At 39.6% G+C, this 24,906-nt stretch carries 27 protein-coding genes; 15 read left to right on the top strand and 12 right to left on the bottom strand.

Annotated elements, in window-relative coordinates:
* Positions 1-15: 15 nt before the first annotated feature.
* The 3 genes from O7C57_RS10860 to O7C57_RS10870 form a co-directional block, all read right to left on the bottom strand.
* Entirely contained in the window at positions 16-1,263 is a 1,248-nt protein-coding gene (locus O7C57_RS10860; RefSeq protein WP_154623557.1) for an adenosylhomocysteinase, read from the bottom strand.
* A 153-nt stretch (positions 1,264-1,416) separates the two neighbouring features.
* Complete coding sequence (ada, locus tag O7C57_RS10865) at positions 1,417-2,481, bottom strand: bifunctional DNA-binding transcriptional regulator/O6-methylguanine-DNA methyltransferase Ada (protein WP_154623558.1); 1,065 nt, start codon at positions 2,479-2,481, stop codon at positions 1,417-1,419.
* An 85-nt stretch (positions 2,482-2,566) separates the two neighbouring features.
* Positions 2,567-3,751 (bottom strand): MFS transporter, encoded by a 1,185-nt coding sequence (locus tag O7C57_RS10870; RefSeq protein ID WP_269723135.1) that lies wholly within the window; start codon positions 3,749-3,751, stop codon positions 2,567-2,569.
* 122 nt (positions 3,752-3,873) lie between these two features.
* Between O7C57_RS10870 and O7C57_RS10875 the strand changes: the two genes are divergently transcribed.
* The gene (locus O7C57_RS10875; protein ID WP_269723136.1) at positions 3,874-4,773 is read left to right on the top strand and encodes a LysR family transcriptional regulator; all 900 of its coding nucleotides are present in this window, start codon (positions 3,874-3,876) and stop codon (positions 4,771-4,773) included.
* 42 nt (positions 4,774-4,815) lie between these two features.
* On the opposite strand, the gene O7C57_RS10880 is transcribed toward O7C57_RS10875, so the two are convergent.
* Positions 4,816-5,625, bottom strand: coding sequence for a helix-turn-helix domain-containing protein (locus O7C57_RS10880; RefSeq protein WP_269723137.1), 810 nt, complete (start codon positions 5,623-5,625; stop codon positions 4,816-4,818).
* Positions 5,626-5,714: 89 nt separating this feature from the next.
* Between O7C57_RS10880 and O7C57_RS10885 the strand changes: the two genes are divergently transcribed.
* The 7 genes from O7C57_RS10885 (at position 5,715) to O7C57_RS10915 (ending at position 11,228) form a co-directional block, all read left to right on the top strand.
* Positions 5,715-6,257 (top strand): GNAT family N-acetyltransferase, encoded by a 543-nt coding sequence (locus tag O7C57_RS10885; RefSeq protein WP_154623561.1) that lies wholly within the window; start codon positions 5,715-5,717, stop codon positions 6,255-6,257.
* A gap of 215 nt (positions 6,258-6,472) precedes the next feature.
* Complete coding sequence (locus O7C57_RS10890; protein ID WP_154623562.1) at positions 6,473-7,900, top strand: Na+/H+ antiporter NhaC family protein; 1,428 nt, start codon at positions 6,473-6,475, stop codon at positions 7,898-7,900.
* A 17-nt stretch (positions 7,901-7,917) separates the two neighbouring features.
* Complete coding sequence (locus O7C57_RS10895; RefSeq protein ID WP_154623563.1) at positions 7,918-8,910, top strand: D-cysteine desulfhydrase; 993 nt, start codon at positions 7,918-7,920, stop codon at positions 8,908-8,910.
* 448 nt (positions 8,911-9,358) lie between these two features.
* A complete protein-coding gene (locus O7C57_RS10900; RefSeq protein WP_154624133.1) occupies positions 9,359-9,796 on the top strand; it encodes a GNAT family N-acetyltransferase in 438 nt (145 codons plus the stop codon).
* A gap of 30 nt (positions 9,797-9,826) precedes the next feature.
* Complete coding sequence (locus O7C57_RS10905) at positions 9,827-10,339, top strand: GNAT family N-acetyltransferase (RefSeq protein WP_154624132.1); 513 nt, start codon at positions 9,827-9,829, stop codon at positions 10,337-10,339.
* A gap of 18 nt (positions 10,340-10,357) precedes the next feature.
* Positions 10,358-10,519: an NAD-dependent epimerase/dehydratase family protein gene (locus tag O7C57_RS10910; RefSeq protein WP_269723138.1), complete on the top strand. Its 162-nt coding sequence runs from the start codon at positions 10,358-10,360 to the stop codon at positions 10,517-10,519.
* The gene (locus tag O7C57_RS10915; protein ID WP_269723139.1) at positions 10,506-11,228 is read left to right on the top strand and encodes an NmrA family NAD(P)-binding protein; all 723 of its coding nucleotides are present in this window, start codon (positions 10,506-10,508) and stop codon (positions 11,226-11,228) included. The genes O7C57_RS10910 and O7C57_RS10915 overlap by 14 nt, the downstream gene beginning before the upstream one ends.
* Positions 11,229-11,529: 301 nt before the next feature.
* On the opposite strand, the gene yqfB is transcribed toward O7C57_RS10915, so the two are convergent.
* The 4 genes from yqfB to frmR all read right to left on the bottom strand — a co-directional run bounded on the left by yqfB (position 11,530) and on the right by frmR (position 14,216).
* Positions 11,530-11,850 carry a N(4)-acetylcytidine aminohydrolase gene (yqfB, locus tag O7C57_RS10920; RefSeq protein ID WP_269723140.1) on the bottom strand — a complete coding sequence of 107 codons (321 nt, stop codon included), beginning with the start codon at positions 11,848-11,850 and terminating at the stop codon, positions 11,530-11,532.
* 66 nt (positions 11,851-11,916) lie between these two features.
* A complete protein-coding gene (fghA, locus tag O7C57_RS10925) occupies positions 11,917-12,747 on the bottom strand; it encodes an S-formylglutathione hydrolase (RefSeq protein ID WP_163861761.1) in 831 nt (276 codons plus the stop codon).
* 68 nt (positions 12,748-12,815) lie between these two features.
* Positions 12,816-13,928 (bottom strand): S-(hydroxymethyl)glutathione dehydrogenase/class III alcohol dehydrogenase, encoded by a 1,113-nt coding sequence (locus O7C57_RS10930; protein WP_154624127.1) that lies wholly within the window; start codon positions 13,926-13,928, stop codon positions 12,816-12,818.
* A 15-nt stretch (positions 13,929-13,943) separates the two neighbouring features.
* Positions 13,944-14,216 carry a formaldehyde-responsive transcriptional repressor FrmR gene (gene frmR / locus O7C57_RS10935; RefSeq protein ID WP_163861764.1) on the bottom strand — a complete coding sequence of 91 codons (273 nt, stop codon included), beginning with the start codon at positions 14,214-14,216 and terminating at the stop codon, positions 13,944-13,946.
* 166 nt (positions 14,217-14,382) lie between these two features.
* On the opposite strand from frmR, the gene O7C57_RS10940 reads away from it, so the two are divergent.
* Entirely contained in the window at positions 14,383-15,165 is a 783-nt protein-coding gene (locus tag O7C57_RS10940) for a GNAT family N-acetyltransferase (RefSeq protein ID WP_269723141.1), read from the top strand.
* 376 nt (positions 15,166-15,541) lie between these two features.
* On the opposite strand, the gene O7C57_RS10945 is transcribed toward O7C57_RS10940, so the two are convergent.
* A complete protein-coding gene (locus O7C57_RS10945; RefSeq protein WP_269723142.1) occupies positions 15,542-15,856 on the bottom strand; it encodes a hypothetical protein in 315 nt (104 codons plus the stop codon).
* Positions 15,857-15,910: 54 nt separating this feature from the next.
* On the opposite strand from O7C57_RS10945, the gene O7C57_RS10950 reads away from it, so the two are divergent.
* Positions 15,911-16,608, top strand: a protein-coding gene (locus tag O7C57_RS10950) for an IS1 family transposase (RefSeq protein WP_269723143.1) whose coding sequence is annotated in 2 segments (ribosomal slippage) — positions 15,911-16,160 and positions 16,160-16,608 — 699 coding nt in all. Because the reading frame shifts where the segments join, the coding sequence is not laid out codon by codon here.
* On the opposite strand, the gene O7C57_RS10955 is transcribed toward O7C57_RS10950, so the two are convergent.
* The gene (locus O7C57_RS10955; RefSeq protein WP_269723144.1) at positions 16,580-17,086 is read right to left on the bottom strand and encodes a hypothetical protein; all 507 of its coding nucleotides are present in this window, start codon (positions 17,084-17,086) and stop codon (positions 16,580-16,582) included. The two genes, O7C57_RS10950 and O7C57_RS10955, sit on opposite strands and share 29 nt — an antisense overlap.
* Positions 17,087-17,793: 707 nt before the next feature.
* Between O7C57_RS10955 and O7C57_RS10960 the strand changes: the two genes are divergently transcribed.
* The 4 genes from O7C57_RS10960 to O7C57_RS10975 all read left to right on the top strand — a co-directional run bounded on the left by O7C57_RS10960 (position 17,794) and on the right by O7C57_RS10975 (position 21,882).
* On the top strand, positions 17,794-18,957 hold the full coding sequence (locus O7C57_RS10960; RefSeq protein WP_154623034.1) for an MFS transporter: 1,164 nt from the start codon (positions 17,794-17,796) through the stop codon (positions 18,955-18,957).
* 162 nt (positions 18,958-19,119) lie between these two features.
* On the top strand, positions 19,120-20,214 hold the full coding sequence (locus O7C57_RS10965; RefSeq protein ID WP_269723145.1) for an NAD(P)/FAD-dependent oxidoreductase: 1,095 nt from the start codon (positions 19,120-19,122) through the stop codon (positions 20,212-20,214).
* Positions 20,215-20,217: 3 nt separating this feature from the next.
* Positions 20,218-21,003, top strand: coding sequence for a GNAT family N-acetyltransferase (locus O7C57_RS21640; RefSeq protein ID WP_154623032.1), 786 nt, complete (start codon positions 20,218-20,220; stop codon positions 21,001-21,003).
* Positions 21,004-21,330: 327 nt separating this feature from the next.
* Entirely contained in the window at positions 21,331-21,882 is a 552-nt protein-coding gene (locus O7C57_RS10975; protein WP_154623031.1) for a shikimate kinase, read from the top strand.
* Between the two features lie 129 nt (positions 21,883-22,011).
* Here O7C57_RS10975 and ddlA read toward each other — a convergent pair whose 3' ends face one another.
* Together ddlA and O7C57_RS10985 are read right to left on the bottom strand one after the other, a co-directional pair.
* Complete coding sequence (gene ddlA, locus O7C57_RS10980; RefSeq protein ID WP_163861773.1) at positions 22,012-23,115, bottom strand: D-alanine--D-alanine ligase; 1,104 nt, start codon at positions 23,113-23,115, stop codon at positions 22,012-22,014.
* A gap of 122 nt (positions 23,116-23,237) precedes the next feature.
* On the bottom strand, positions 23,238-24,125 hold the full coding sequence (locus O7C57_RS10985; protein ID WP_269723146.1) for a LysR substrate-binding domain-containing protein: 888 nt from the start codon (positions 24,123-24,125) through the stop codon (positions 23,238-23,240).
* A gap of 166 nt (positions 24,126-24,291) precedes the next feature.
* Here O7C57_RS10985 and O7C57_RS10990 point away from each other — a divergent pair, with 166 nt between their 5' ends.
* Positions 24,292-24,906: a LysE family translocator gene (locus O7C57_RS10990; protein WP_163861779.1), complete on the top strand. Its 615-nt coding sequence runs from the start codon at positions 24,292-24,294 to the stop codon at positions 24,904-24,906.

Raw genomic sequence — 24,906 nt, forward strand, 5'->3', positions numbered from 1 at the left:
GTTCTCCGACTATTTTTATTTCAGTTCGAAGGCGTTCAAATACTGATATTGTCTGTCACTAAGAGCATCAAAAGTGACACCCATATCTTGTAATTTTAAGCGAGCCACTTCACTGTCGATTTCATCAGAAACAGCATACACTTTCTTATCAAGATCATGCTTAAGCAAATACTCTGCACCTAATGCTTGTAAAGCAAAACTCATGTCCATAATTTCAGCCGGATGACCATCTGCACAGGCGATATTGACTAATGCACCTCGACCTAACAGATAAACAGTACGACCATTTTTTAAGCAATACGCATCAATATTTTGACGAGCCTCATACGTCGAAACACTTAATGCTTGTAAGCCTTTCAAGTCTATTTCATCTTCAAAATGGCCTGTGTTACTGATAATCGCCCCTTCTTTCATTAAACTAAAATGCGCCTCAGTTAATACATCACAGCAACCCGTAGCGGTCACAAAAATATCGCCTAATGGAGATGCTGCTTCCATGGTCATCACTTCAAAACCATCCATCTTCGCTTCAAGTGCTTTGATCGGATCAATTTCAGTAATAATGACTTCCGCGCCTAATCCTTTTGCACGCATAGCACAGCCTTTGCCACACCAGCCATAGCCTGCAACAACAACTTTTTTACCCGCAATCACTAGGTTAGTTGTTCGCATAATGCCATCAAATGTGGATTGGCCAGTACCATAACGGTTATCAAATAAATGTTTGGATTGCGCACCATTAATAGAGATGACAGGGAAATTCAGTTCATGACTTTTCTCACGCGCTATCGCCCTTAATACACCCGTCGTTGTTTCTTCACATGCGCCAATGACATGATTCGCATATTCTGGATACACACTGTGTAACTCATGAACCAAATCACCGCCATCATCAATAACAATATGAGGTTCACAGGCTAAGGTTTCTTTTACAAATTGTTGATATTCTTCACCACTCGCCCCATGAATAGCGAATGTATTAATACCATTTTTGACAAGTGCAGCCACAATATCGTCTTTCGTTGACATTGGATTGCTGCCAGTCACAGACACTTTGGCACCACCAGCCGCAAACACTTGCGCGAGATAAGCCGTTTTCGCCTCTAAATGAATCGACAAGGCAATGCGTTTGCCTGCAAAAGGTTTTTCTTCACTAAAACGCGCTTCTAAAGCGCGCAAAAGTGGCATATGCGCACGAACCCAAGCAATTTTTTGTTCGCCTGAAGGAGCCAGAGATAAATCTTTATAAATGCTTGTAACCATCTTAAATTCCTTTCACTATGTTGCTTCAAATGAAGAAAACATACAAAACGAACGATCGTTACAATAGGTCATTTGCCCATATCAGATTGAAAAAGTGTTAACAGGATATAATTATGGCAAACAATTTTTCTGAGTGATTATTTATTAAACTCATTACTTCTTTATTGCTTCCTTGTTTAGCAAGCTACGCTTACGTTCTATTCCCCAACGGTAGCCTGACAACGATCCATCTGTTCGTACAACACGATGGCAAGGTATCGCAACCGCAAGCATGTTTGCCGCACAAGCGCCAGCAACCGCTCGAATAGCTTTCGGATGACCAATTTGCTTTGCAATGTCACTGTAACTCACTGTTGAGCCAACGGGGATCGTACGCAATGCTTGCCATACCCGCTGCTGAAACGCAGTGCCGCGAATATCTAAAGGCAAGTTTAAGCCAAGTTCAGGCGCTTCAATAAACCCAATCACTTTCGCAACCAGTTGTTCAAATTGGCTATCACCACCTATTAATTCAGCTTGAGGAAATTTATCTTCTAAGTCTTGTAACAGCTTTTCAGGATCATCCCCCAGTAAAATAGCGCAAACCCCCACTGTGCTTTGAGCTACCAAAACATGGCCTAACGAGCACATCGCCAATGCAAAATAAATGATTGAGCCATCGCCTCCCGCTTTCCAGGCTTTCGGCGTCATGCCTAAGCGTTCCGTTGCCGTTTCGTAAAATCGACTATTAGAACTGAATCCCGCATCATAAATAGCATCCGTAATACGTGGTTGTTGTTGTAACTGTTGCTGCAATTTGCCATGACGATGCGCATCCGCATACGCCTTCGGGGTTAGCCCTGTTTGCGCTTTAAATAAACGATGAAAATGATAACGACTGATCCCTACAACTGCGGCAAGTTCATCTAACTTCACCGTCGTATGACTCTGCTCAATATATCGACAAGCTTGGGCTATTTTTTCCTGATAGAATTGTTCAAGTTGAGCAGCCTCTTTACGACTACGTTTCCCCGCATGATAACCTTTGTCTATCGCTTGCTGTTCGTTATCAAAAAATTCGATATTATCTCGTTTGGGTAAACGCCCCGCCGCCGAGGGATGACAGTAAATTCTTGAGGTACGAACACCATAAACAAAATGACCATCCGCCGCTTTGTCACGGGCGACAATTGCTTGCCAACGCGCTTCATCACTTAACCATTTGTTTGTTGCTGTCATTGTCATACTCCAATCTGCCCTGTGTTACCGCCATTATTAAACTGATCAGGCAGCAACAAACTCCATCTCTTGCTTTTTAGTCCGATTAATCACACAGACAAGAAGCTGGGTGACAAACTTCTTTTCGTGAGTTTTGGCGTATTTTAAGCCATAAGGCGACAATACCGAGTAATGCGACTAAAGCTCCCATATAGCTTACCGTTGAATAATCGTAGCCAAATGATAATACGCTAGCACCAATCGCCGCACCAATGGCATTACCAAGATTAAATGCCCCCACATTCACAGAAGACGCTAAAGCTTGCGCTCCTTGTGCTGCTTTCATCACTAAAATTTGTAAAGGAGGCACCACACCAAAGCTAAAAATACTCCAAAATACTAGCCCAAACCCTGCACCGATCGTCGTTGTGCCAATAATAGGAAAGATTGCCATGCTGAGCGCTAACATACCAAAGAAAACAAATAATGTTCCATACAACGATTTGTCTGCAAATAATCCACCGAGATAATTTCCTACCGTAAACCCTATCCCAACAATAATTAACATAAAGGTAATCATTTGGTCAGATGCGTTAATAAACTGCATTAGCATTGGCGTGATATAGGTGTACAAGGTAAACATAGCGCTTGCACCTAACACGGTACTCAGCATTCCTAGCATCACTTGAGGTTTGCGTAAAATACGTAATTCAGCGCGAACATGTATTGTTTGACCCGATAGATGGCGAGGTAACGCTAGGATCAAACTGATCAAGGTCATCAGCCCCAACCCTGATATGACAAAGAAAGCGGGCCGCCAACCAATCACTTGCGTCAGTTTGGCCATGAATGGTACTCCGCCTATATTTGCAATCGTCAATCCCATAAACATCGCCGCAATCGCACTGGCTTGTTTACTTGGAGGAACAACATTCGCCGCCACTAATGCCCCTAATCCAAAAAAGGCCCCATGATTTAAGCTAGTAACCAGCCGAGAAAGTGACAGCATCACCAAATCAGGCGACATCGCGGATAACAGATTACCGAGCGTAAAGATGGACATAAGAAAAACGAGTGCATATTTAGGGGGATATTTAGCTAATACTAATGTCATGATAGGGGCTCCAACCATCACCCCCAATGCATAAATCATCACGATTGCGCCTACGGAAGGAATCGTCACGTTCAGGTTATCGGCGATATAAGGTAGCATTCCCATTGGCGAAAACTCAGTCACACCGATAGCAAATGCGCCTATTGATAATGCTAATAGTGCTGTATTGATCTTCATAGATTGACCTTACGAATAACTGTCTCATTTTATTGAATACATTAAAGATGCGTGATTTTTTCATATTGATGTGTCTTGAAAAAGCCATTAAGGTAAGAAAAACTTTTGTTGGAATTGCAAAAATGAAGATGACATTTGAAGAGTTACAAGTCTTTATCAGTGTCGTTGATTGCGGCTCTATGACAGCAGCTGCCGAACAGCTGAATATGACCATATCAACGGTAAGTAGGTTGCTTCTTCGACTAGAGGAAAAAATACAAACCACCCTAATTTACCGTACAACACGTAAGATCAAGCTCAGTGATGAAGGTTGTGCATTTTTGCAAAAAGCGCGAGAGATAGTTCAACTTGCTCAAGAAACCGAGGAAATGTTATCCGTACGTCAAACTATCCCTTCTGGAAAATTACGCGTTGATGCTTCGACTCCTTTTTTAACTCGAGTTATCGCGCCTTTGATGCCACTATTTAGTGAGCAATATCCACAAATTACGTTAGAAATTACCAATTTTGAAGGTGTCACTAATCTGCTAGAGAAAAAAACGGATGTCGCCTTTCGTATTGGTCAATTAAAAGACTCATCACTTAATGCAACATTAATTGGTTATAGTCAGAAACGGCTGTTGGCCAGCCCTGCTTATCTTAGCAAATACGGCATGCCCAACACGATTGATGATTTACATCACCATCGTTTATTAGGTTTTACCACACCGGAAACATTGAATATCTGGCCAATAAACAAAGCGGATGGCACGCCACTTAAAATAACGCCAGATATGTCAGCATCCAGCGGTGAAGTGTTATTTCAATTAGCGCTTCAAGGCTGTGGGATACTGCTTTCTTCTGATTTCGTGAGCCATGAAGCTCTCTCAACAGGTCAACTGGTTCAAGTATTAACAGAACAAACAGATAGAGTAAGGCAGCCCATTCATGCTGTTTATTATCGCAACCAAGCCGTTTCACCTAGGTTACGATGCTTTATTGATTTTGTGAAAAAACATGCTACACAAATTGAAGCAAGCTAATGACATATCTCAGTCATAGCCATGATTTTTCCTAAAATGCGATTATGTCACGCCTGTGTGTCGCTTAAAATATCGGCATAAATAAGAGGTATCTTCAAAATTTAATAACACCGCCACTTCTTTGATTGATTTATTCCCAGCCCCTAATAGCGCTTTGATCTCCAGTATAACTTGTCTATCTATCAATGCTTTAGGAGTATCATTAAAAAAACTCTTGGTTATCTGTGATAAATAAAAGGGGGTTACTGCTAATTTTTGTGCATAAAACTGTACTTCTCTGTGCACTTTGCAATACTGAGTAATCATGTCCCAAAAACGCCAACACAGCTGCTCTTTACGGCTCTGCTGTGCTTTTTGCTTAAGCGGTGTTTGAGGCATTTTATTCGCAATCATTAAAAAGAAATTTTGCACATGATTACAGAGCATCAAGGTGGCATATTCCCCTTGCTGCTGAATAATAAAACTCAATAACCTTTGCCATTGTTGTAATGACTTCCAATCTTCTTGCTTGACATGAAGTACTGGCGATTCATTGAAAAACGCAAACAACGGATTAGGCAATTGAAATGCAACATCACTGGCAAAGGCTTTTTCAAGCAAAATATAGTCAAACAGTGCTGAGCGTGAACATTGCTGTAGCATGACGAACGTATCGTCATACAACACAACAATATCATGCGCTTTTACAACATATTTGTTGAAATTAATGTTAAAAATGGCGCTTCCTCGCTTGCAAATCAACACGGTTACATAAGCTGTAACAAGCGGCATTAACAGTTGTTTATCAAATGTCGTTTCGCCCAAGCTGGCAACTTGAGGGACATGATACGAATGGTTCACTAAGCTACGCATTAATCGTTACGTCCAGTATAAAAAGAGCAATGAGTTGTTAAAAGTACCTAAAATAGCGTTCACTTATTTAGATTTTAGGAGATAAAAAAATGATATTGCATACAGAAAGATTAATTTTACGTCCTTGGCAAGAAAACGACGCAGCGGACTTATATGAATATGCTAAAGATGAACGCGTTGGACCTATTGCCGGTTGGCCCCCACACCAGAGCGTTGAAGAAAGCTTAGATATCATCAAAAATATTTTTATGCGGGATGAGATTTATGCTGTTGCACTAAAAGAAGATAACCGTGCCATCGGTTTAATCGGTTTATCAATTGGCTCAGAAAGCAACTTCCCCATTGGTGAAAACGATGCCGAAGTGAGTTATTGGATTGGCGTTCCATTTTGGGGGAAAGGGTTGATTCCAGAAGCGATTCGCGAAGTTATGCGTCATGGTTTTAACGACTTAAAACTCGATAATTTATGGTGCGGCTATTTTCAAGGTAACGAACAGTCTAAAATCGCTCAAGAAAAATGTGGATTTGTTCATTATGGCACTCTTGAGCCTCAATATATTGAATTAATTGGTGAAATCAAAGTAGAAGAGCTCAGCCGTATCACATATGACGAGTGGAAAAACCTAAACTAGCTTTTGATAATTACTTAAGGTAAAAAAGCCATTTCTCAATGGTTTTTTTACCTACTTCCCGCCTGTTTTTCTCCTTATTTTAAAATTTATGCCTATTTTTCGTTGTAAAACGCAGAGTATGTGCAGTTATTTATTCAATAAACTTCCCTATTAGTGCTATGATTTTTCAACAATTATAATTTTAAAATAAAAATTCATTGCAAATAGGTAAATACATGCAAGACTATGGCATTTGGACAATCATTACTCCCATCGTAACTATTCTACTGGCGATATTCACTCGTCAAGTCATGCTGTCGCTGATGTTGGGGATCCTCGTTGGTTTTACCGTGATTAACGACCACAATATCTTGCTGGGTATCAGGGGAACAGTCGACGGCGTTATTGATACATTCGCCTCGCCAGGCAATACTCGTACTATCGTATTCATGGTAATGATCGGCGGCATTATGCGCCTAGTCGTTATTACAGGAGGCGTCCGAGCCTTAGTTCAGTTACTGTCCAATCGAACGCAATTAGTCAAAAATCGGGTTACGACGCAACTCTTGGCGATTGTGATTACTTCCTTGATTTTCATAGAAAGCTCAATTAATCAGTTGGTTGCTGGTGCTGCCACGAAGAATCTAGCGCATAAATATGCGGTTGCGCCTGAAAAAATGTCATACATCATCCAAACCGCCTGTGTCTCTGTTTGCTCTTCTGCCATTATCAATGGCTGGGGAGCTGTGATTATGGGATTGATTGGCGTCCAAATTTCACAAGGACTGATTAGTGGCGAACCTTTTGATATTTTAATTACATCAATAGGTTATAACTTAATGGCATGGTTATCGCTTATAACGATCTTATTCTATGTTTTTACCAATATCTCTTGGGGGCCAATGAAAAAAGCGGAAATGCGTTATCAAGCCAACCACGCAACAGGTATTCATTCGCAAAAAAATCAAATAGAAGACGAAAAAGAGATTATTGACCATCCTAATACACACTCCGTATTCAACTTTTTTATCCCAATTCTGTCGACCGTATTGATGGTTCCAGTGGCTTTATACATCACTGGTGATGGTGATTTTAGTAAAGGAAGTGGTTCCACATCTGTTTACTGGGGAGTTATGTTTGGTACTGTGGTCTCTTTCTGTTGGTTTATCGCTCGCCGACTACTGAATATTGAGAGTTTCTTTCGCGAGTTATTTATTGGTTATGCCAACATGCTAAAAATTAGTTCTATTATGATATTAGCGTTTTTAATGGGAAATGTTTCAGCAGAACTAAATACAGGTACATATATTGCCACCGTTACGCAAGGCGTGATGGCCCCTGGTTTTTCTGTCGGCTTCATCTTTATCATTAGCGCCATCATGTCATTAGCAACAGGCACCTCATGGGGTACTTTTGCCATCATGATCCCAATTGGTGTACAACTCGGTATATCCATTGATATGCCTATCGAATATATGATCGGTGCGGCTATCTCTGGTTCAATATTTGGTGATATGACGTCCCCCATTTCAGCAGATGCGATTGTCGCCTCAATGGCTACAGATTGCGACCATATCGAACATATTCGTACACAAATGCCTTATGCGTTAGTTACAGCAAGTATGGTACTCGCTATTTATCTATACTTAGGTTTTTCACATTAGTTTCCAAGGAAGTTAACATGTCACTACAACAAAAATTAGCCCAATTCACCAAGTTGAATTTGAATAAAACCTCGACGCCTCTTCAGCGTCTTGAAAATTTATCGCGTGTATATGGTCGTGAAATTTTCATTAAACGTGATGATATTTCTCCTCTTGCAATGGGAGGGAATAAACTTCGTAAACTGGAATTTCTTATTGCTGACGCACTGGAGAAAAAAGCGAAAGTCATTGTTACCGCAGGAGCAATTCAGTCTAACCATGTTCGCCAAACAGCAGCAATTGCCGCGATGTATGGATTAAGGTGCATTGCCTTACTTGAAAACCCGATTCAAAGTGATGAGCATAATTTCTTGCATAACGGCAATAAGTTGCTGACTAACCTATTTGGGGCTGAATCTGTGATGTGTGAGGCATTAACAGACCCTCAAGCTCAAATGGAAGAACTCATTCAAACTCTAGCTTTAGAAGATGCTTATATCGTGCCTGTAGGCGGTTCTAATGCGCTTGGTGCATTAGGTTATGTTCAATGCGCTATTGAAATCGCTCAACAGAAACCGTTGGAAATCGAATTTGAGAAAGTGATTGTCGCTTCAGGTAGTGCGGGAACCCATGCTGGACTGGCTATCGGTTTACAAGAGTTATTACCTCATTCTCAGGTCATCGGCGTGACAGTGTCACGATTTAAGCAGGAGCAAGCGCCTAAAGTGGAAAAAATTCAGCGTGAATTAGCTGAGTTATTTGCAATTTTAAAAGTGCCTGAAGTACAACTATGGGATGGTTTCTTTGAACCTATGTATGGTATGCCAAATCAAGCAGGACTGAATGCTATCACCCTATTAGCTCGTAGTGAGGGAATTTTATTAGATCCGGTTTATACAGGAAAAGCCATGGCAGGTTTGCTCAATTATCTAGAAAATTCAGATGAAAAAACGCCCGTTCTTTTTATCCATACTGGCGGTGCTCCTGCCCTATTTGCTTACCCAGAAATCAATAAAACGATTAACAATTAATGGAAAAACGGTGCATTTTATAGCACCGTTTCCTCCTATACTTTCCCCTCTGATAATCTCTGTATAATCTAGCTATATTTTAAATATGCTTTATTAGCTTGATATTATATTTAAATTAAACTGACTGACCTTACCTTTAAATCAGTCATTATTATTTTTATCTCATTTTATTGTATCTGTTATTTTCGCTAATAAATGAATAATCGGTTACTTACCAATATATAAAAATAAAAAAGCACCAATAAAATAGAATGCAACAACATTACTTCCCGCGATAAAACTTTACCCATAATAAAACTATTAGTAAGAAATACTATAGCCCTTTAAATACACTCAAATAACGATAGTGCTGTCTCATTTTTTAGCGCTAAAAATGCGCTATATCGCTCCTCCGGTAGGCAACATATAACCAATTGTATAAACTTGATACTCCATCAAGGAGAAAATAATGAATATTCATTTACGCCCAATAACAAAAGAAAATTACGAATCTATATCTTTACTCGATGTATTTGAAGAACAAGAAGACTTTGTTGCTTCAAATACATGGTCTTTGCTTGAGGCTGCCTATAATCCAGAGTATGTTACTAGGGCTATTTACCTCGATGATGATCCTGTTGGTTTTTTTATGTGGGTACCTGCCTCAGACACAAAAATAGCTATTTGGCGTTTTATGGTCGATCAAAAATATCAACACAAAGGAATAGGACGCCAAGCAATGAAACTCGCCTTGGCTGAAATCAAGCGAGCCTCATCATTGCAAGAAATCGAGATTTGCTATAATCCTAAAAATACGGTTGCCAAATCCTTTTATTCATCCTTTGGTTTTAAAGAAATAGGGTTAGATGAAGAAAGCAAAGAGATGCTTGCTATTCTTAGCATCTAGTATTTAATACACTAAATAATAAGATATTTTATGGAAGTTATACTAAGAAAAGCCACAGAACAAGATGCCACGCTGCTCTATAATATCGGTATGGAAAGCTACCTTTACCACTTTGCTAAGCTATGGTTACATGCCGATGAATTAGCCAGTTATCTTTATCATGAATACTCTCCGCACAAAATCATTGATGATATTAGCAGACCGGATACTGATTGGTTTATTATCGAGAATACTCAACCAATAGGCATAGTAAAACTAACGTATCATGCAGCGATCACTAATGAATCCATCATAGGCACTCAGTTAAATAAACTGTATTTTTTACCTACTGCAACTGGTAAAGGAAATGGAAAAAGCATATTTAACCAAATAGAATCACTCGCTAAACAGCATGGGGACCGTCTATTATGGTTAGATGTGCTGGCTGAAAATCATTCCGCAGTCAATTTTTATCAAGCAAACGGGATGAGTAAATTTAAAGAAACCGCATTCACTCACCACTCTCAGCAATCTATAGCATTTATCATGAGTAAAACATTATGATTTGGTTGGTAATAAATAATGAAAAATAGAATTCTTGTCACTGGTGCAACTGGCCAAGTTGGGCATTATTTAGTTCGTTCATTACAAGCTCAAGGGCATGAAGATGTTGTTCTCGCCGTTAGAAATCCCGCGAAACTCACTCATTCCCCCCTATCCTATTGTCGAAATGGATTACGATAAGCCAAAGACCATTGAAGCGGCACTTTCTGGTGTGAATTCTGTTTTTATGATGACGGGTTATACCATTGATATGCTACAACAAAGCAAAGTCTTTGTAGATATCGCCAAAAAAAGTGGGGTTAATTATATTGTGCACCTTGGCGCTTGTGGTGATGATGAGGCACAAGTCGCCCATTGGGCTTGGCATCAATTAGTGGAACGCTATATCGAATGGTCAGGTATCCAATATACTCACTTACGCCCTGAGTCCTATATGCAGAATTTATTAGGTTACCAAGGGGAAGATAATATCAATAAAGGTGTCCTACATTCTTACTTTGGTGATGCTATATTAAGTTGGGTAGATTGTGCTGATGTAGCCGAACTTGCAGCTTATTGTTTACTTTCCCCTGAACAGCATGCTGGGCAAGTATATCGCTTAGGTTATGAGAATAAAAATTACACACAAATTGCTGAATTATTGACAACGGAGCTAGGTATTCCTTTTCATTATCAAGCCGATGACCCAGATGAGTTTTGGCAATTTGCCCAAACCAACTCACTCGAACTTGCCTATATGAAAAGTATTTATGACCATTATGTTGCTTTCACATCTGGAAAATTGTCTCGCGAAGGAATGATATTTGACAATTTTCAGAAAATTACAGGGAAAGCCCCCACTACATTAAAACAATTTCTCATTAAACACCAAAACCATTTTAAACCATAACTAATTTGTTATAACAATAAAATAATTGGTGCGATTGATTTATACGTTCCTGCTGTAATATAAAAGAGCAAAGTTGTAATTTTTAGGCTTTGCTTTTTTATTTTCAATCAAGAGTTCTAACATCATCAAACAGCCCCCAGCAAATATCCGCAGACCCGTTTTTTCATCTAAACGTTCCGCTGCCTTTGCTATTGCTGATGAAAATGAAATGACACCAACAACTAAAGCCTTTATGAAACTAACAAAAGCAATAAGGTGAAATTGACAAAAGCAATAAGCTCAATCACTAAGTAAAATACATTTACTGAACGAGGCGATAGTGAATAACAAACAGTGATTGCTCTGTAGGGTAAATTTCACGAATTATGGTTTTTAAATTATCTAACGTCATTGCTTCTTGTTTCGCGTGATACGCTGAAATTTCATCATAACCAATAGGCTCAACAGAAAGAATTTCAATATCCGTATAATAAGTGCCTGTTTCGAGGGCAAATACTTTCACTACCGTTCCAGGAATATAATTACTTTCACTTTTATCACGAATTGTGATGACTTTTTCACCAGAAACAACCAGTGGTAATAATCGCTCAAAAAAGGTTATCGTGTCAGGCGCTTTACGCATAGCTATCCTTTGATGGAAATGGTTTAAATAAAGATTGGTGATGAAGCATTTCATCACCAAGCATAATTATGATTTCAGATGACGTGCATGAAATGCGATATGCTCGCCAATAAAGCTAGCAATAAAATAGTAACTGTGGTCATAGCCTTCACGCAAATGCAAAGTAAAATCATGGCGTTTACGCTGACAAACCTCATCAAACAATTCAGGTTGTAATTGTTCTTGATAAAAAGGGTCGTCAGTTCCCACATCAACCAGCATAGGGGGAGTCGTTTGCGCCTCATTCAGGAGATTGATCGTATCATAGCGCGACCAGAGGGACTTATCTTCCCCTAAATAAGCCGCAAATGCTTTTTGTCCCCAAGGAACTTGTGATGGTGCAACAATTGGCGCAAACGCTGACAAACTACAATAGCGTTCTGAATTACGTAAGCCAATCATCAATGCGCCATGTCCTCCCATTGAATGACCGAAAATAGCGCGTTTATCATTAACGGGAAAATTGGCTTCAATAAGATTAGGTAATTCTGACACAATATAGTCATACATTTTATAATGATGATGCCATGGTTCTCTTATCGCATTTAGGTAAAAACCCGCACCTTGCCCTAAATCATAAGCTTCATCATCTGCAACCTGTTCCCCTCTAGGACTCGTATCTGGCACAATTAAAACGACACCATGCTCAGCAGCAAATTGTTGTGCTCCCGCTTTCGTAATAAAATTTTGTTCATTACACGTTAATCCAGATAGCCAATAAATGACAGGGTACTGTTTATTTGCTGAAGTCGACGGCAGATAAACTGCAAATTTCATATCACAATTTAAGACGGTAGAGTAATGCTGATAAACATCTTGCCAGCCGCCAAAACAAGCGTGGCGTTCAATCCTTTCCATTGTGAGCTCCTTATCAATTTGAAAATACAAGCCCAATAAAAACAGGTTAAAATTGGGCTTGTTAACCGTTAATCGTAGTGGATCACAGTACGAATGGATTTACCTTCATGCATCAAATCAAAGGCGTCGTTGATACTTTCAAGAGGCAGCGTGTGGGTGACAAAAGGAGCTAACTCAATATCTCCTTTCATGGCATCTTCCACCATTCCAGGAAGTTGACTACGACCTTTCACGCCACCAAATGCAGTACCTCGCCATGAGCGCCCCGTTACAAGTTGGAATGGGCGAGTCGCTATTTCTTGTCCAGCTCCTGCAACACCAATAATAATAGATTGGCCCCAACCACGATGTGCACTTTCAAGTGCGGCTCTCATTACGTTAACATTACCAATGCATTCAAAAGTATGATCCACCCCCCACTCTGTCATTTCGATGAGTACTTGCTGAATAGGCTTATCAAAATCGTTAGGATTTAAACAGTCAGTAGCACCAAATTGACGGGCTAATTCAAATTTCGCAGGGTTCGTGTCAATCGCAAAAATACGCCCTGCCTTCGCTTGCCTTGCCCCTTGAATAACAGCAAGGCCAATACCGCCTAGACCAAATACTGCGACAGAATCCCCTTCTTGGACTTTGGCTGTGTTATGCACCGCACCAATCCCTGTGGTTACGCCACAACCTAATAAACACACCTCTTGGTGGTTTGCTTCAGGATTAATTTTGGCTAATGAAACCTCAGCGACTACGGTATATTCGCTGAACGTTGAGCATCCCATATAATGATAAAGTGGCTGACCATTGTAGGAAAAACGAGTCGTGCCATCAGGCATAACACCTTTACCTTGAGTTGCACGAACAGATACACACAAATTCGTTTTGCCTGATTGACAAAATAGACATTCACCACACTCTGCCGTATATAAAGGAATAACGTGGTCACCGGGTTTAACGCTGGTAACACCTTCACCGACTTCGACCACAACGCCTGCCCCTTCATGGCCTAACACCACGGGGAATAATCCTTCAGGGTCATCCCCAGATAAGGTAAATGCGTCAGTGTGGCAAACCCCTGTATGACTGATTTTAACTAGCACTTCACCTGCTTTCGGTGGCATCACATCAATTTCAACAATTTTCAGTGGTTCTCCAGGTCCAAACGCGACCGCGGCTCTTGATTTCATATTGATTCCTTATTATTAACGCAGGTATGTTCGAATGAGAGAAATCGCATCATCAACAGATTCTTTTTGGCTTTGCGTAGCCGCTGACGCTTGCAATCCTTCTCGTAAATGACTTTCCAAAACGCCAGCCATTAGCCCATTAACTGCTCCTCTAATTGCGGCTATTTGCTGTAACACTGCACTGCATTCCACTTCATCTTCTAAAGCGGTTTCCAATGCGAGTAGCTGTCCTTTTAATTTTCTGACTCGTGTCAAGACGGCTTTTTTCTCTTTCGGTGAATGTGGCATAGTCTGTCGCTCATTATATACATAGGGGGAGTATAGTATTTTTCAGGTAATCTGTACAGGAAGGGCAAATTGATCGCGCCAAAAATGCTCTCTTAGCCCGATGAACTGTTCAGTAACACAGACTTTTTGTACACTCAATCAAAAGGGAAACAAATGAAGTAATATTATGAAAAATAATGAAATATTATTCTACCAACAAGAACGTCATTTCTGGACTGGCATATGTAAAGACACTATTGCTATTAATGATGCAACCATTGCTTATTTCTCAGAATTACCGATACCGGCCTTCAGCTTTGTTTATTTACATTCAGGGGCATCTGTCGCTGACTTTACGACTGCTAACAACCTATTTGTTAAACAAAAAAAGCCTTATATCCTTGTCGTACACGAAGATATTCTTCCACACATGATGTCACTGATTGCAGAGAAACAGTATCAAAGTGATGGAGAAACCACCGCAATGGTTTTAACTCGAGCTGAGATGGTCAATCACACCGAGGAGGCACTCCCTGAAGGGTACAAAATTGCACTCTGTAATGATCAGTTAATTGAATGGGCACAGCCGCTAATGACTGCATTTGGTACTGAAGATAGTGATACAGATGAAGATCCTACTGTAATCAATGAATATATTCGCTATCACCAAAGAGCATTACAGCGTGATATTCAGTCTCAACACTATGTATTATTTAATGAAAACAATACGCCAGTGAGTGCTTTAACACTCACGATAAATGGGAATATGGCACGTCTTGACGATATCGGTACGGATACTCAATATCAACGCCAAGGATTAGCGACTTTACTCATTAAACATGCCTTAAAAACGTGTATAAGAAAAAATATTGAGTGTTGCTTTCTAGAAGCTTCTAGTGATGGGCTGTCTATTTATCAAAAATTAGGATTTACCCCTCTTTTCCACTATTACAGCTTTATTGTTGAGTAAGATCGCTGAGTAAAATTAATTCATTAATACGGCTTATTCACTGTCGTTCTTTTCGTGAATGTCTACGCTTTCATCCGCAAAAAGCACTGTATCTAGGAAAAAGGCGCTTATTCTTACTTGAATAAACATTAAGGTAACTTAAAAATGTGTATGTCGCCCCGCATTTATCAATTAGAAGAACAACCTTTGCAGATCAGTGAATTTGAATTAAAAACAGTCAAGTAAGCTAATTAACGCGTTAATTAGCTCACACAATAGGTTTATGGAAGGCATCAATTTTACGCCCAAACGAATATATTGAGGCTTAAATAAACGCGTAAAACTCCCTATTCATCATTAGCTATTAGCCTCCCATTATCGAAGGAGGCTAAAAATGCTATTTATCGATCGCGCGATACCATTTCTGAATATCGTTGACGATGACATTTGTCTGTGACTTCCCTTTATCATCAATAAAAAAGTGGTCAAGGTCTGGGTAAGTCTTGAACGATACATGATTGTTATTAACGTATCCCATCATCCTCATTACGCTATGCGGATCAACATGAGTATCGTTCATGGTTTGTATGACTAAATGGGGCGTTTTAACTGATTGCAGTAATTTTTGATTGTTAATCATTAACATTTCACGCCACCATTTTTTTCCATGTTCACTTGGATAATTATCTTGTTGTAATTTATTTTGGGTCATGTATTCAATCTGGTGATTAATCTGTAATATAGGGTAATTTATCGGAGAATATTCATGGCTAAAGTCGATGTAAGGTGCCCATTTTGTCAACAAACTCCCTCAGTGAAAAAACATGGCCTAGGGAGTACAGGTCATCAACGTTATCGTTGTCAAGACTGCTGCCGAAGCTTCCAACTCGACTATGAATATCGTGCCTGCCAGCCCGGTACCAAAGATAAAATTATCGACCTAACGATGAATAATGCCGGTATTCGTGATACCGCTAGAGCCCTTCATATCAGCATTAATGCGGTTGTTCGCACTTTAAAAAACTCTCGCCGAAGCAGGTAACCTCTTTACCCCTTGATAATCTGCACATTGAACTCCTTTGCGAAGTCGATGAACAGTGGTCTTTTGTGGGTAATAAGAAGCAACAACGCTGGCTTTGGTATGCGTGGGAGCCCCGCCTAAAACGGATAATTGCTCATACGTTTGGTCGTCGAAACAAAAGGACTCTTCACCAGTTACTGGCTTTACTGTCTAGGTTTAATGTGGCTTTTTGGTGCACGGATAAGTTCAGTGCTTATGAGATATTGCCCAAGCAGAAACATGTGGTAAGTAAGTTTTATACGCAACGAATAGAAAGAGAGAATTTGAACCTGAGAAACCGCTTGAAGCGCCTTAACCGTAAGACGTTAGGTTACTCGAAGTCACCTGAAATGCATGACAAAATCATCGGTACATTCATTGAACGCGAATACTACCTATTATGATGATCTCTATATTGAATACACGACCCAAATTTGTCACCACAGCCCCTTCGCTTCCACCAAGTAAAACAATGTGTTGGTAACTATTTTTAAAATGCGCTAACAGTGTTAAATAGTTATCTTTACGTTCTAATGGCGAATCATTCTCCATATAAGCAATAGGACAATCCTCCGCTGAGGCTTCTTTTCCGTCTTTGCCAACTTGACTATCTAACCCTGTTTTTTCAACCAATAAGATATCATTATCTGGAAACGCGATAGCAAAGTTTTCTACCATATTGGTATTATTAATCACACTTCGACAATCAGAACCTTGAATTAAGACCAGCAAGTTTTCAGCGGGTTGCTCGTTTTGTTTGAGAAGATAATAGTGAATCTCTTTGCCTTGTTTATTTTGAATTTTTTGTAATTCAGGTGAACTATTAGCTTGATTCGCTATAAAAAAACTCATACTACATAAAATAACAGGGAGTATTTTCATGTCATAACCATAATAACCAATATATTATATATTCCTAACAAGTATAGACATCTAACGCTATATAAATATACACCGAAAATGCTCTTTTATATAATATAGATATGATAGATTAAAAAACGTTTTTCATTATGCGATTGAATCAATAGCACCGTATACATTAATTAAGGAAAACAGACAAATATAGTAACATATACGCATTGGCATTTAATTTTGTTCACTACATTTCACCAACCATTGTGGGTTAAAAATAATATGATAATTCTATAACCCGCCATCGGTCAGTTTTCATAATATGTTGTCGCGTATTAAACCTCCACATCTCCTTTTCTAAATAGAAAAAGAAAATATGTTATAAACTATTTATTCCCACATTATTATTTGTACAAAAACGCATGCTGTTTTTCTACTATTGATAAATTAGCTACATCAATTTCCATAATAATTAACATTATTTATTTTCACGCAGCAAAAGGGTAATCTGAACCTAGTACAGATAAAAATGAATAATTACCTTAATTTCACACTTTCCTCTATGATCTTGTCTCTTTAATCCTTATTATAATCAGCGCTCACCACGAACGTTCATGTTCGATGAGAACAACATCAACATTGCATGATACGGGCAAATAATTGCCTTATTTGACATGAGTAGGTTGAAATAAGCTTCATCATAAACCATTTAATAACTAAACTAAATTATTGATACAATGACTTCATCTTCAGAATTATTAAACACAACACCGGCTATGCCTCCGGCAAAAAAAGAACAAATCGCCACACGAATTATTTTCTTCATTTCTGGCTTTGCAACAGCGTCATGGGCTGCAATCGTTCCTTTCGTTAAAATCAATACTGGTGCCAATGACGCCACATTGGGTCTATTGTTATTATGTTTCGGCGTTGGGGCGTTAGTTGCTATGCCTTTAACCGGCGCGCTGGCTGCTAAATTTGGTTGTCGTAAGCTCATGGTTGCAGCGACGATCCTCTTTTGCTTCATGCTCCCTTTATTACCGGCTATTTCACAGATCAGTATTTTGATCGTCTGCCTATTTGTTTTCGGCGTCGGTATCGGACTTACTGATTGCGCAATGAATATACAAGCGGTGATCGTTGATAAAGCGTCTGAAAAGCCGATTATTTCTGGCTTTCATGGTTACTTTAGCGTTGGTGGGATCGCGGGGGCTGGAGCAATGAGTGCTATTTTATTAGTCGGCATTCCGCCAATTATCGCTGCCACGATAATTTCGCTTGTCTGTTTATTATTACTTTCAATGAGCTTTAAAGGCTTTCTAGGTTATGCCAATGCACCGACTGGCCCGCTAATTGCGATACCTAAAGGTATCGTCTTAGTTTTTGGTATTATCTGTTTTGCTATTTTTCTCGCGGAAGGAACCGTCTTAGATTGGAGTGCAGTCTTTTTAATTGAGCACCATGGTTTAAAAGAGTCTCTCGGGGGGCTTGGCTTTACTGCATTTGCTACCACCATGACCATTGGCCGCTTAACCGGAGATCGAATTGTTATGCGTGTCGGTTCCGCTCGCGTAGTATTTTGGGGCGCTCTTTTAGCTTGTTTTGGCTTTATTATTGCAGTGTTATCTCCATATTTATCCATTGCTATTATGGGTTATGCCTTAGTTGGTGCAGGTTGCTCTAACATTGTTCCTGTCATGTTTGCGGCAATAGGTAAACAGAATACAATGCCAGAAGCCCTCGCCGTTCCAGCCGTTTCGACGTTAGGTTACCTAGGGATTTTGGCTGGTCCTGCTGCTATCGGCTTTGTCGCATTTCAATTCACTTTAGCGACTGCACTACTGATGATTGCTTCATTATTAATCATCATTGCTATTATCTCTAAATTTATAAGGGTTTAATGCATCCCCAATATTCTTAGAGGGACATTAATGCGTTGTGCTGAGTCACACTGATGCACCTTAATCATAGCATGGTAAGGTGCAATACCATCTGCTCAAAATAGAAACTTACTTATTGATTAATAAGATAAAACTATAAAATTCAGGTCAAGAGGGAAACATTTGAAACAAAATAATAAAATTATTATTGTAGGTGCTGGCATTGTTGGCACAACTCTAGCTTGGTATTTATCGCGTCATTTTAAGGGACAAATTACCCTGATTGATGCACATGAAGCAGCCAGTGGAGTCACTCAACATGCATTTGCTTGGCTCAATGTTTCTTATGGTCGCCCTAATGAATATAGTGCATTCAGAAAGCAAGCGCTTGATGAATGGCGTTCGCTGGATAAATTAACGCAAGGCCAACTCGGCATTAATTGGAGCGGAGCCATTAGCTGGCAACATGATAGAGAAGCGACACAACAATTTATTGATTCACATAAAAAAACAGGATTTAATATTACTGCCCTCAACAAGCAGCAGCTACAAGCACTGGAGCCTAATCTATTTACACTTCCTGAGCTGGCGGCTTTTTCTGTTGATGAAGGCTACGTCGACCCTGTTTATGTGACAAAAACGCTTCTTGAGCTTGCCATAAATCAAGGGGTAAACTATTTACCCAATACCGCGGTACGAACGCTGTTACAAGAAAATGATAAAATTATTGGCGTTACGACTTCAACAAGCCGTTTATATGCAGATCAGGTCATTATTACCGCAGGTCTAGGTGCTATCGAGCTATTACAACCGTTACACGTTACGCTACCTATAGCCCCTTCACCTTCAATTATTGCTCATTTTCAAGATGTTAATGCCACTCCCGCTATGCGGCATATCCTCTCGACTCCTGATATGGAAGTCCGCCCTACAACAAACGGAAATACCTTATGTGCGGAAGATTACATTGATGAGCAACCTCAGCACAGTGCGGGCAATATCGCACAAAATGCCTTATCCGTTATTCAAAATTCATTTATAGGTACAGATACATTAGTCTTACAGAAAGCGTTCGTAGGAATGCGACCTATGCCACAAGATGAATTGCCAATTGTTGGGAAAGTTGCTGATTTTAGTGGTTTATATATTATAAGTATGCATGCTGCTATCACACTTGCACCGCTGATTTGCCATTTGGCGCAAGATGAAATAATACATGGCATAGAAAAAACAACACTTAGCCCTTATCGATTAACACGCTTTGCGTCAGGTAACTGAAATATGAATATTCCGCTCTATTATTTAAGGCATTATCAGTCCATTGAAAAAACGTTTTGGACCTCCATTTGTGAGCACAGTATCCAAATTGAGCAACATACGATTTGTTACCTTACACCGCTAAATTCGCCTGTATTTAACTTTATCTATCTTCAGCCTGAGTCATCTGTTCAAGCATTCAAACAAGCCCATCATCTGTTTGTAGCGCAAAAGAAAAACCATACGTTGGTGCTTCCTGAAGAGATGCAACAAGAAATCGTCAATGAAGCGCTGGCGTTAGGTTACAAACGTGACAGCGTCACGACGGCCATGGCATTATCCCTAGATAAACAACTTACTGTAGAATTACCTAAAAATCAGGTGGATATTGTATTTGCCAACCATGATCTATCCTTATGGGCAAAACCTTTAGTCTCTGCTTTTTATATCTCAGATGAGCACGATAAAGTCGTTAATGAGTATGTTCGTTATCATGAAGATGCTTTACAACAAGGTGCCCCTCAATTCCATCTTGTTCTATTGGTTGATGGTGAGCCAGCCACCTCAATGACCGTCACTATTGAAGGGGTTCTGGCTCGTTTTGATGACATCGGTACCGAACCTACCCACCAAGGGAAAGGCTATGCAACACAATTAATTGCTTATGCACTTGCATTTTGCCGCCAACAAGGTGTCGAGCACTGTTTCCTTGATGCGTCAGAAGCAGGGTTTGATCTATACAAAAAATTCGGTTTTGAACCACTATTTCGTTATATAAACTATGTCTGGTGTAAGTCACTTATTAATTGACGGTTTTTAGCGAATAGGCCACAGATTAAACAACGGGTTTTATAATAGTACATTAACGAGTGGCCTCGCTTTATCACGCTCTAAACATTTAATATTGTATTGAAATAAGCAAGTGTAGGCAGCTATCGACAGCTGCTTATGTGTCACTTGTCTGCTGAAATCAAATAGTAAAGCATTCTTTGTTTGATCATTTAAAATAATCAACAAGTAAAATCCACCTTTCCTTCTCCTTTATACGACCTCAGCGGGAGATAATTTATTATTTACGCTGAGTTTGTATCAGGCAATTAATCTGCATGACACATTGACGATAAGATCACTCAAGTTATGAAAATCAATATTATAGGCTGTAGTGGTAGTGGAAAAAGCACTCTCGGTCATACCTTATCTTCACTTTATTCCATCCCGTATATTGAACTGGATGCACTTTATTGGCAAAAAAATTGGCAGCACTCTAGTGATGAGCAATTAAAAGAAAAGTTAACTCAGGCATTCCTAGCCGCACCAAATGGTTGGGTACTTGATGGGAACTATACCCGTACACAACCGATTAAATGGCAAGAGGTTGATCTGGTGATTTGGCTAGATTATTCATTTTCTAGAACCTTATATCAGTCAATACGCAGAGCGCTATATCGAATCATCAGCCAAAAAGAGCTGTGGCCTAATACTGGAAATAATGAAACATGGAAAAAAACTTTTTTTAGTCGTGATTCTATTCTGCTATGGGTGTTAAAAACCTATCACAAAGGAAAAGCACCAAGAATTGCAAGTATGATAAACAAGCAATATCAACACATTCGCTTTATCCGACTAACAACACCAAAAGAGACTGCATTTTTCTTAAAGCAAATACAAGAAGATATCAATAACCCGTGATAACACCCGACTTTTATAGGCAAATCACAATGAAAGAGAATTATCACGCTAACAGCTAGCGTGATAACCACATTCACTCGCTTTTATTGAATATAGGCGGTTTGGCAAACTTTCCACCCCTTGTTACCTTTAATGTGTATCACACGCTGTTTTTAAAGCGACAGTTTGTTGGTATTTTTCAATCCCCAAGTCGATCAAACGACTGATCAACTCTTGGTAAGTCATCCCACCCTGTTGCCATAATTTAGGATACATACTGATATTAGTGAACCCTGGAAGGGTATTGATTTCATTAATAATGACTTGATTATCTTCGGTCAAAAACACATCAACCCGAGACATGCCACAGCAGTTCAATGCTCGATAAGCCCTTAGTGCGATTTCTCTTATTTTATCACTTACCGCTGATTCTAAGTCTGCTGGAGCCACAACAGAGGCACCATTTTCATCAATATACTTTGTGTGGTAAGCATAGAAACTGTCGTGAAGAACAATTTCACCACACGGGCTGGCAACTGGCTGTTCATTACCTAAGACTGCGCACTCAATTTCACGCCCTTTCACCGCACTTTCGACCAGCACTTTTACGTCAAATAAGAATGCAAAATCCAATGCCGCATTAAATTCAGACTCATTGGTGACTTTACTGATCCCAACAGAAGAGCCTTGGTTGGCTGGCTTAATAAATAATGGCAATCCTAGCTGCTTAACGACTTCAGCATATTTTACTGTTGTGTGGTCAGATGCCATCAGTGTAATAAATGGGGCAATTTGCAAACCGGCATCACGCAATAGACGTTTTGTCACATCTTTATCCATGCAAGCTGAAGAGCCTAAAACACCCGGACCGACAAAAGGCAAGTTAGCCATGCGTAACAGCCCTTGCAAGGAGCCATCTTCACCTAAATTGCCATGAACGATAGGGAAAATAACATCTATTTGAGGAAGTGGTTGAGCATCTTCGAGTGAAATAAATTGTTGGGTTGATTTACCTGGGATAATCGCAATACTTCGCTTTGGTGTATTCAAGGCAATACGAGAAGGGTCATCACCATGAATTAAAAAATCAGCTTCATCATATTCATGCCAATGGCCCTGTTTATTGATACCAATCAGGCACACATCATACTTATTGCGATCAAGGCCATTGATAATATTCTTCGCTGACTGTAAGGATACTTCGTGCTCTGTTGATTTACCGCCAAAAATGACACCTACCCGTAATTTACTCATCACTCACTCCACCTTTATAAACCGACAAACCTAAGTCAGAAAATATAGCACGACATAAAATGGTTATGTGACAAAATCTTTATTTATCACATAGGGTTGCTGAAAGAATAAACAAACCACACCTAAAAAAGAGCGCTTTCTGACTGGATCCCCTTGGCACTGGCTTGTAGGTTCTCTTTTAACCATTCACTGAAGAGATATCGCGTACTGCCCATACTCGGCGCTTTAGGCGCAAGTAAATAATAAGCCGAACCATCTTCAATAAACCCTTGAGGAGCGATTAACTGCCCTGATTTGATTTCATCTTCCACCATAAGGCATGATGCTATGGCTATACCCTGCCCTGAAGCTGCCGCCTGAATGCACAGATAAAAATGCTCATATGAAACTTGCCTATTGCTCCGCTTAACCTCTCCCATTTGTTGTTGCCATTGCTGCCAAACAGATGGCCGAGAGGCCGGATAAAGTAACGTCATATCATTTGTTTGATTTTGTAAGTCAGCGCTCTGTACTAACCCCATTCTTTCACGACAGATCTCTTCAGCGTAAATACTATCATCCCATTTAAAATCATTACGCCTCAATGCAAGGTCAACACCTGCTTTAGTAAAATCTATAGGCCCCCCCGCTGCAATGAGATGTACCGTAATATGCGGATACGTTCGATAAAATAATGTCAATCGAGGAATAAGCCATTTCATTGCAATCGTTGGTTCACAAGAGATACTAACAACATGGCTATCCTGCTCTTGAGCCAATTCTTGCAGTGTCGTCTCTAATTGGGCGAATATTTCGCGGGTTGTGTGAAATAACTTTTTACCTGCCGACGTTAAAAATACCGCTCGATTACGTCGTTCAAACAGCTCGATACCAATATGTTCTTCCAGCAGACGGATTTGTCGGCTAATGGCACTGTGGGTGACATGGAGTTCATCGGCCGCTTTCACAAAGCTCCCTGTACGGGCAGCGACATCAAAAAAACGTAGTGAAGATAATGGTGGTAGTTTCATTTAAATTATACCGATAAATAGGTAACGAAAACTGACAGATTAGTGTCAGCATAAATCGCTTTTTAGTTAAACACAATCTATTGATAATTAAATTAATCAGTAATTTAAATTAATCAATAAAAAGCAATTTAACGTTATTTTTTATCATCTATTTAAAGGATTTAGAATGAATGAACTTCTTGCAGTAGCAACAATTACGATACTTGCGGTGATGAGCCCAGGTCCGGATTTTGCGATGGTGACCCGTAATAGTTATGTCTATGGAACAAAAATAGGCTTATTCTCTGCATTAGGTATCGCTTTTGGTGTACAAGTACATGTCTTCTACACCATTTTTGGTGTAACACTGGTTATTATGAATTCTCCCATGCTCTTTACTCTCGTGAAACTACTGGGTGTAGGGTATTTGGTTTATATTGGTTTTCAGTCGTTGACCAACAAACATCAAATAAATGTAGAAAGCACTGCTGTGATGAAGCCAACAACACTGTCCGCTTTTAGAATGGGCTTTCTCACTAATGCATTAAACCCGAAGACCATGCTATTTGTGGTTTCTGTCTATACCCAAGTCATTCAAAGTACAAATTCATTACTGCAAAATTTTAGCTATGGTTTATTTATCTCTTTTGCCCATTGGATCTGGTTTAGTGTAATTGCTTTATTTTTCTCAACACCAACAGTGCGCAGTAAAATTTTAAATTATCAATTGGTTATGGATAAAATCATTGGATTATTATTCATTTTTCTTGGCCTTTCTCTGCTATTTTTCAATACAAAATAA

This window comes from Providencia sp. 21OH12SH02B-Prov, assembly GCF_027362595.1.
GTDB classification, from domain to species: Bacteria; Pseudomonadota; Gammaproteobacteria; order Enterobacterales; family Enterobacteriaceae; genus Providencia; species Providencia zhejiangensis.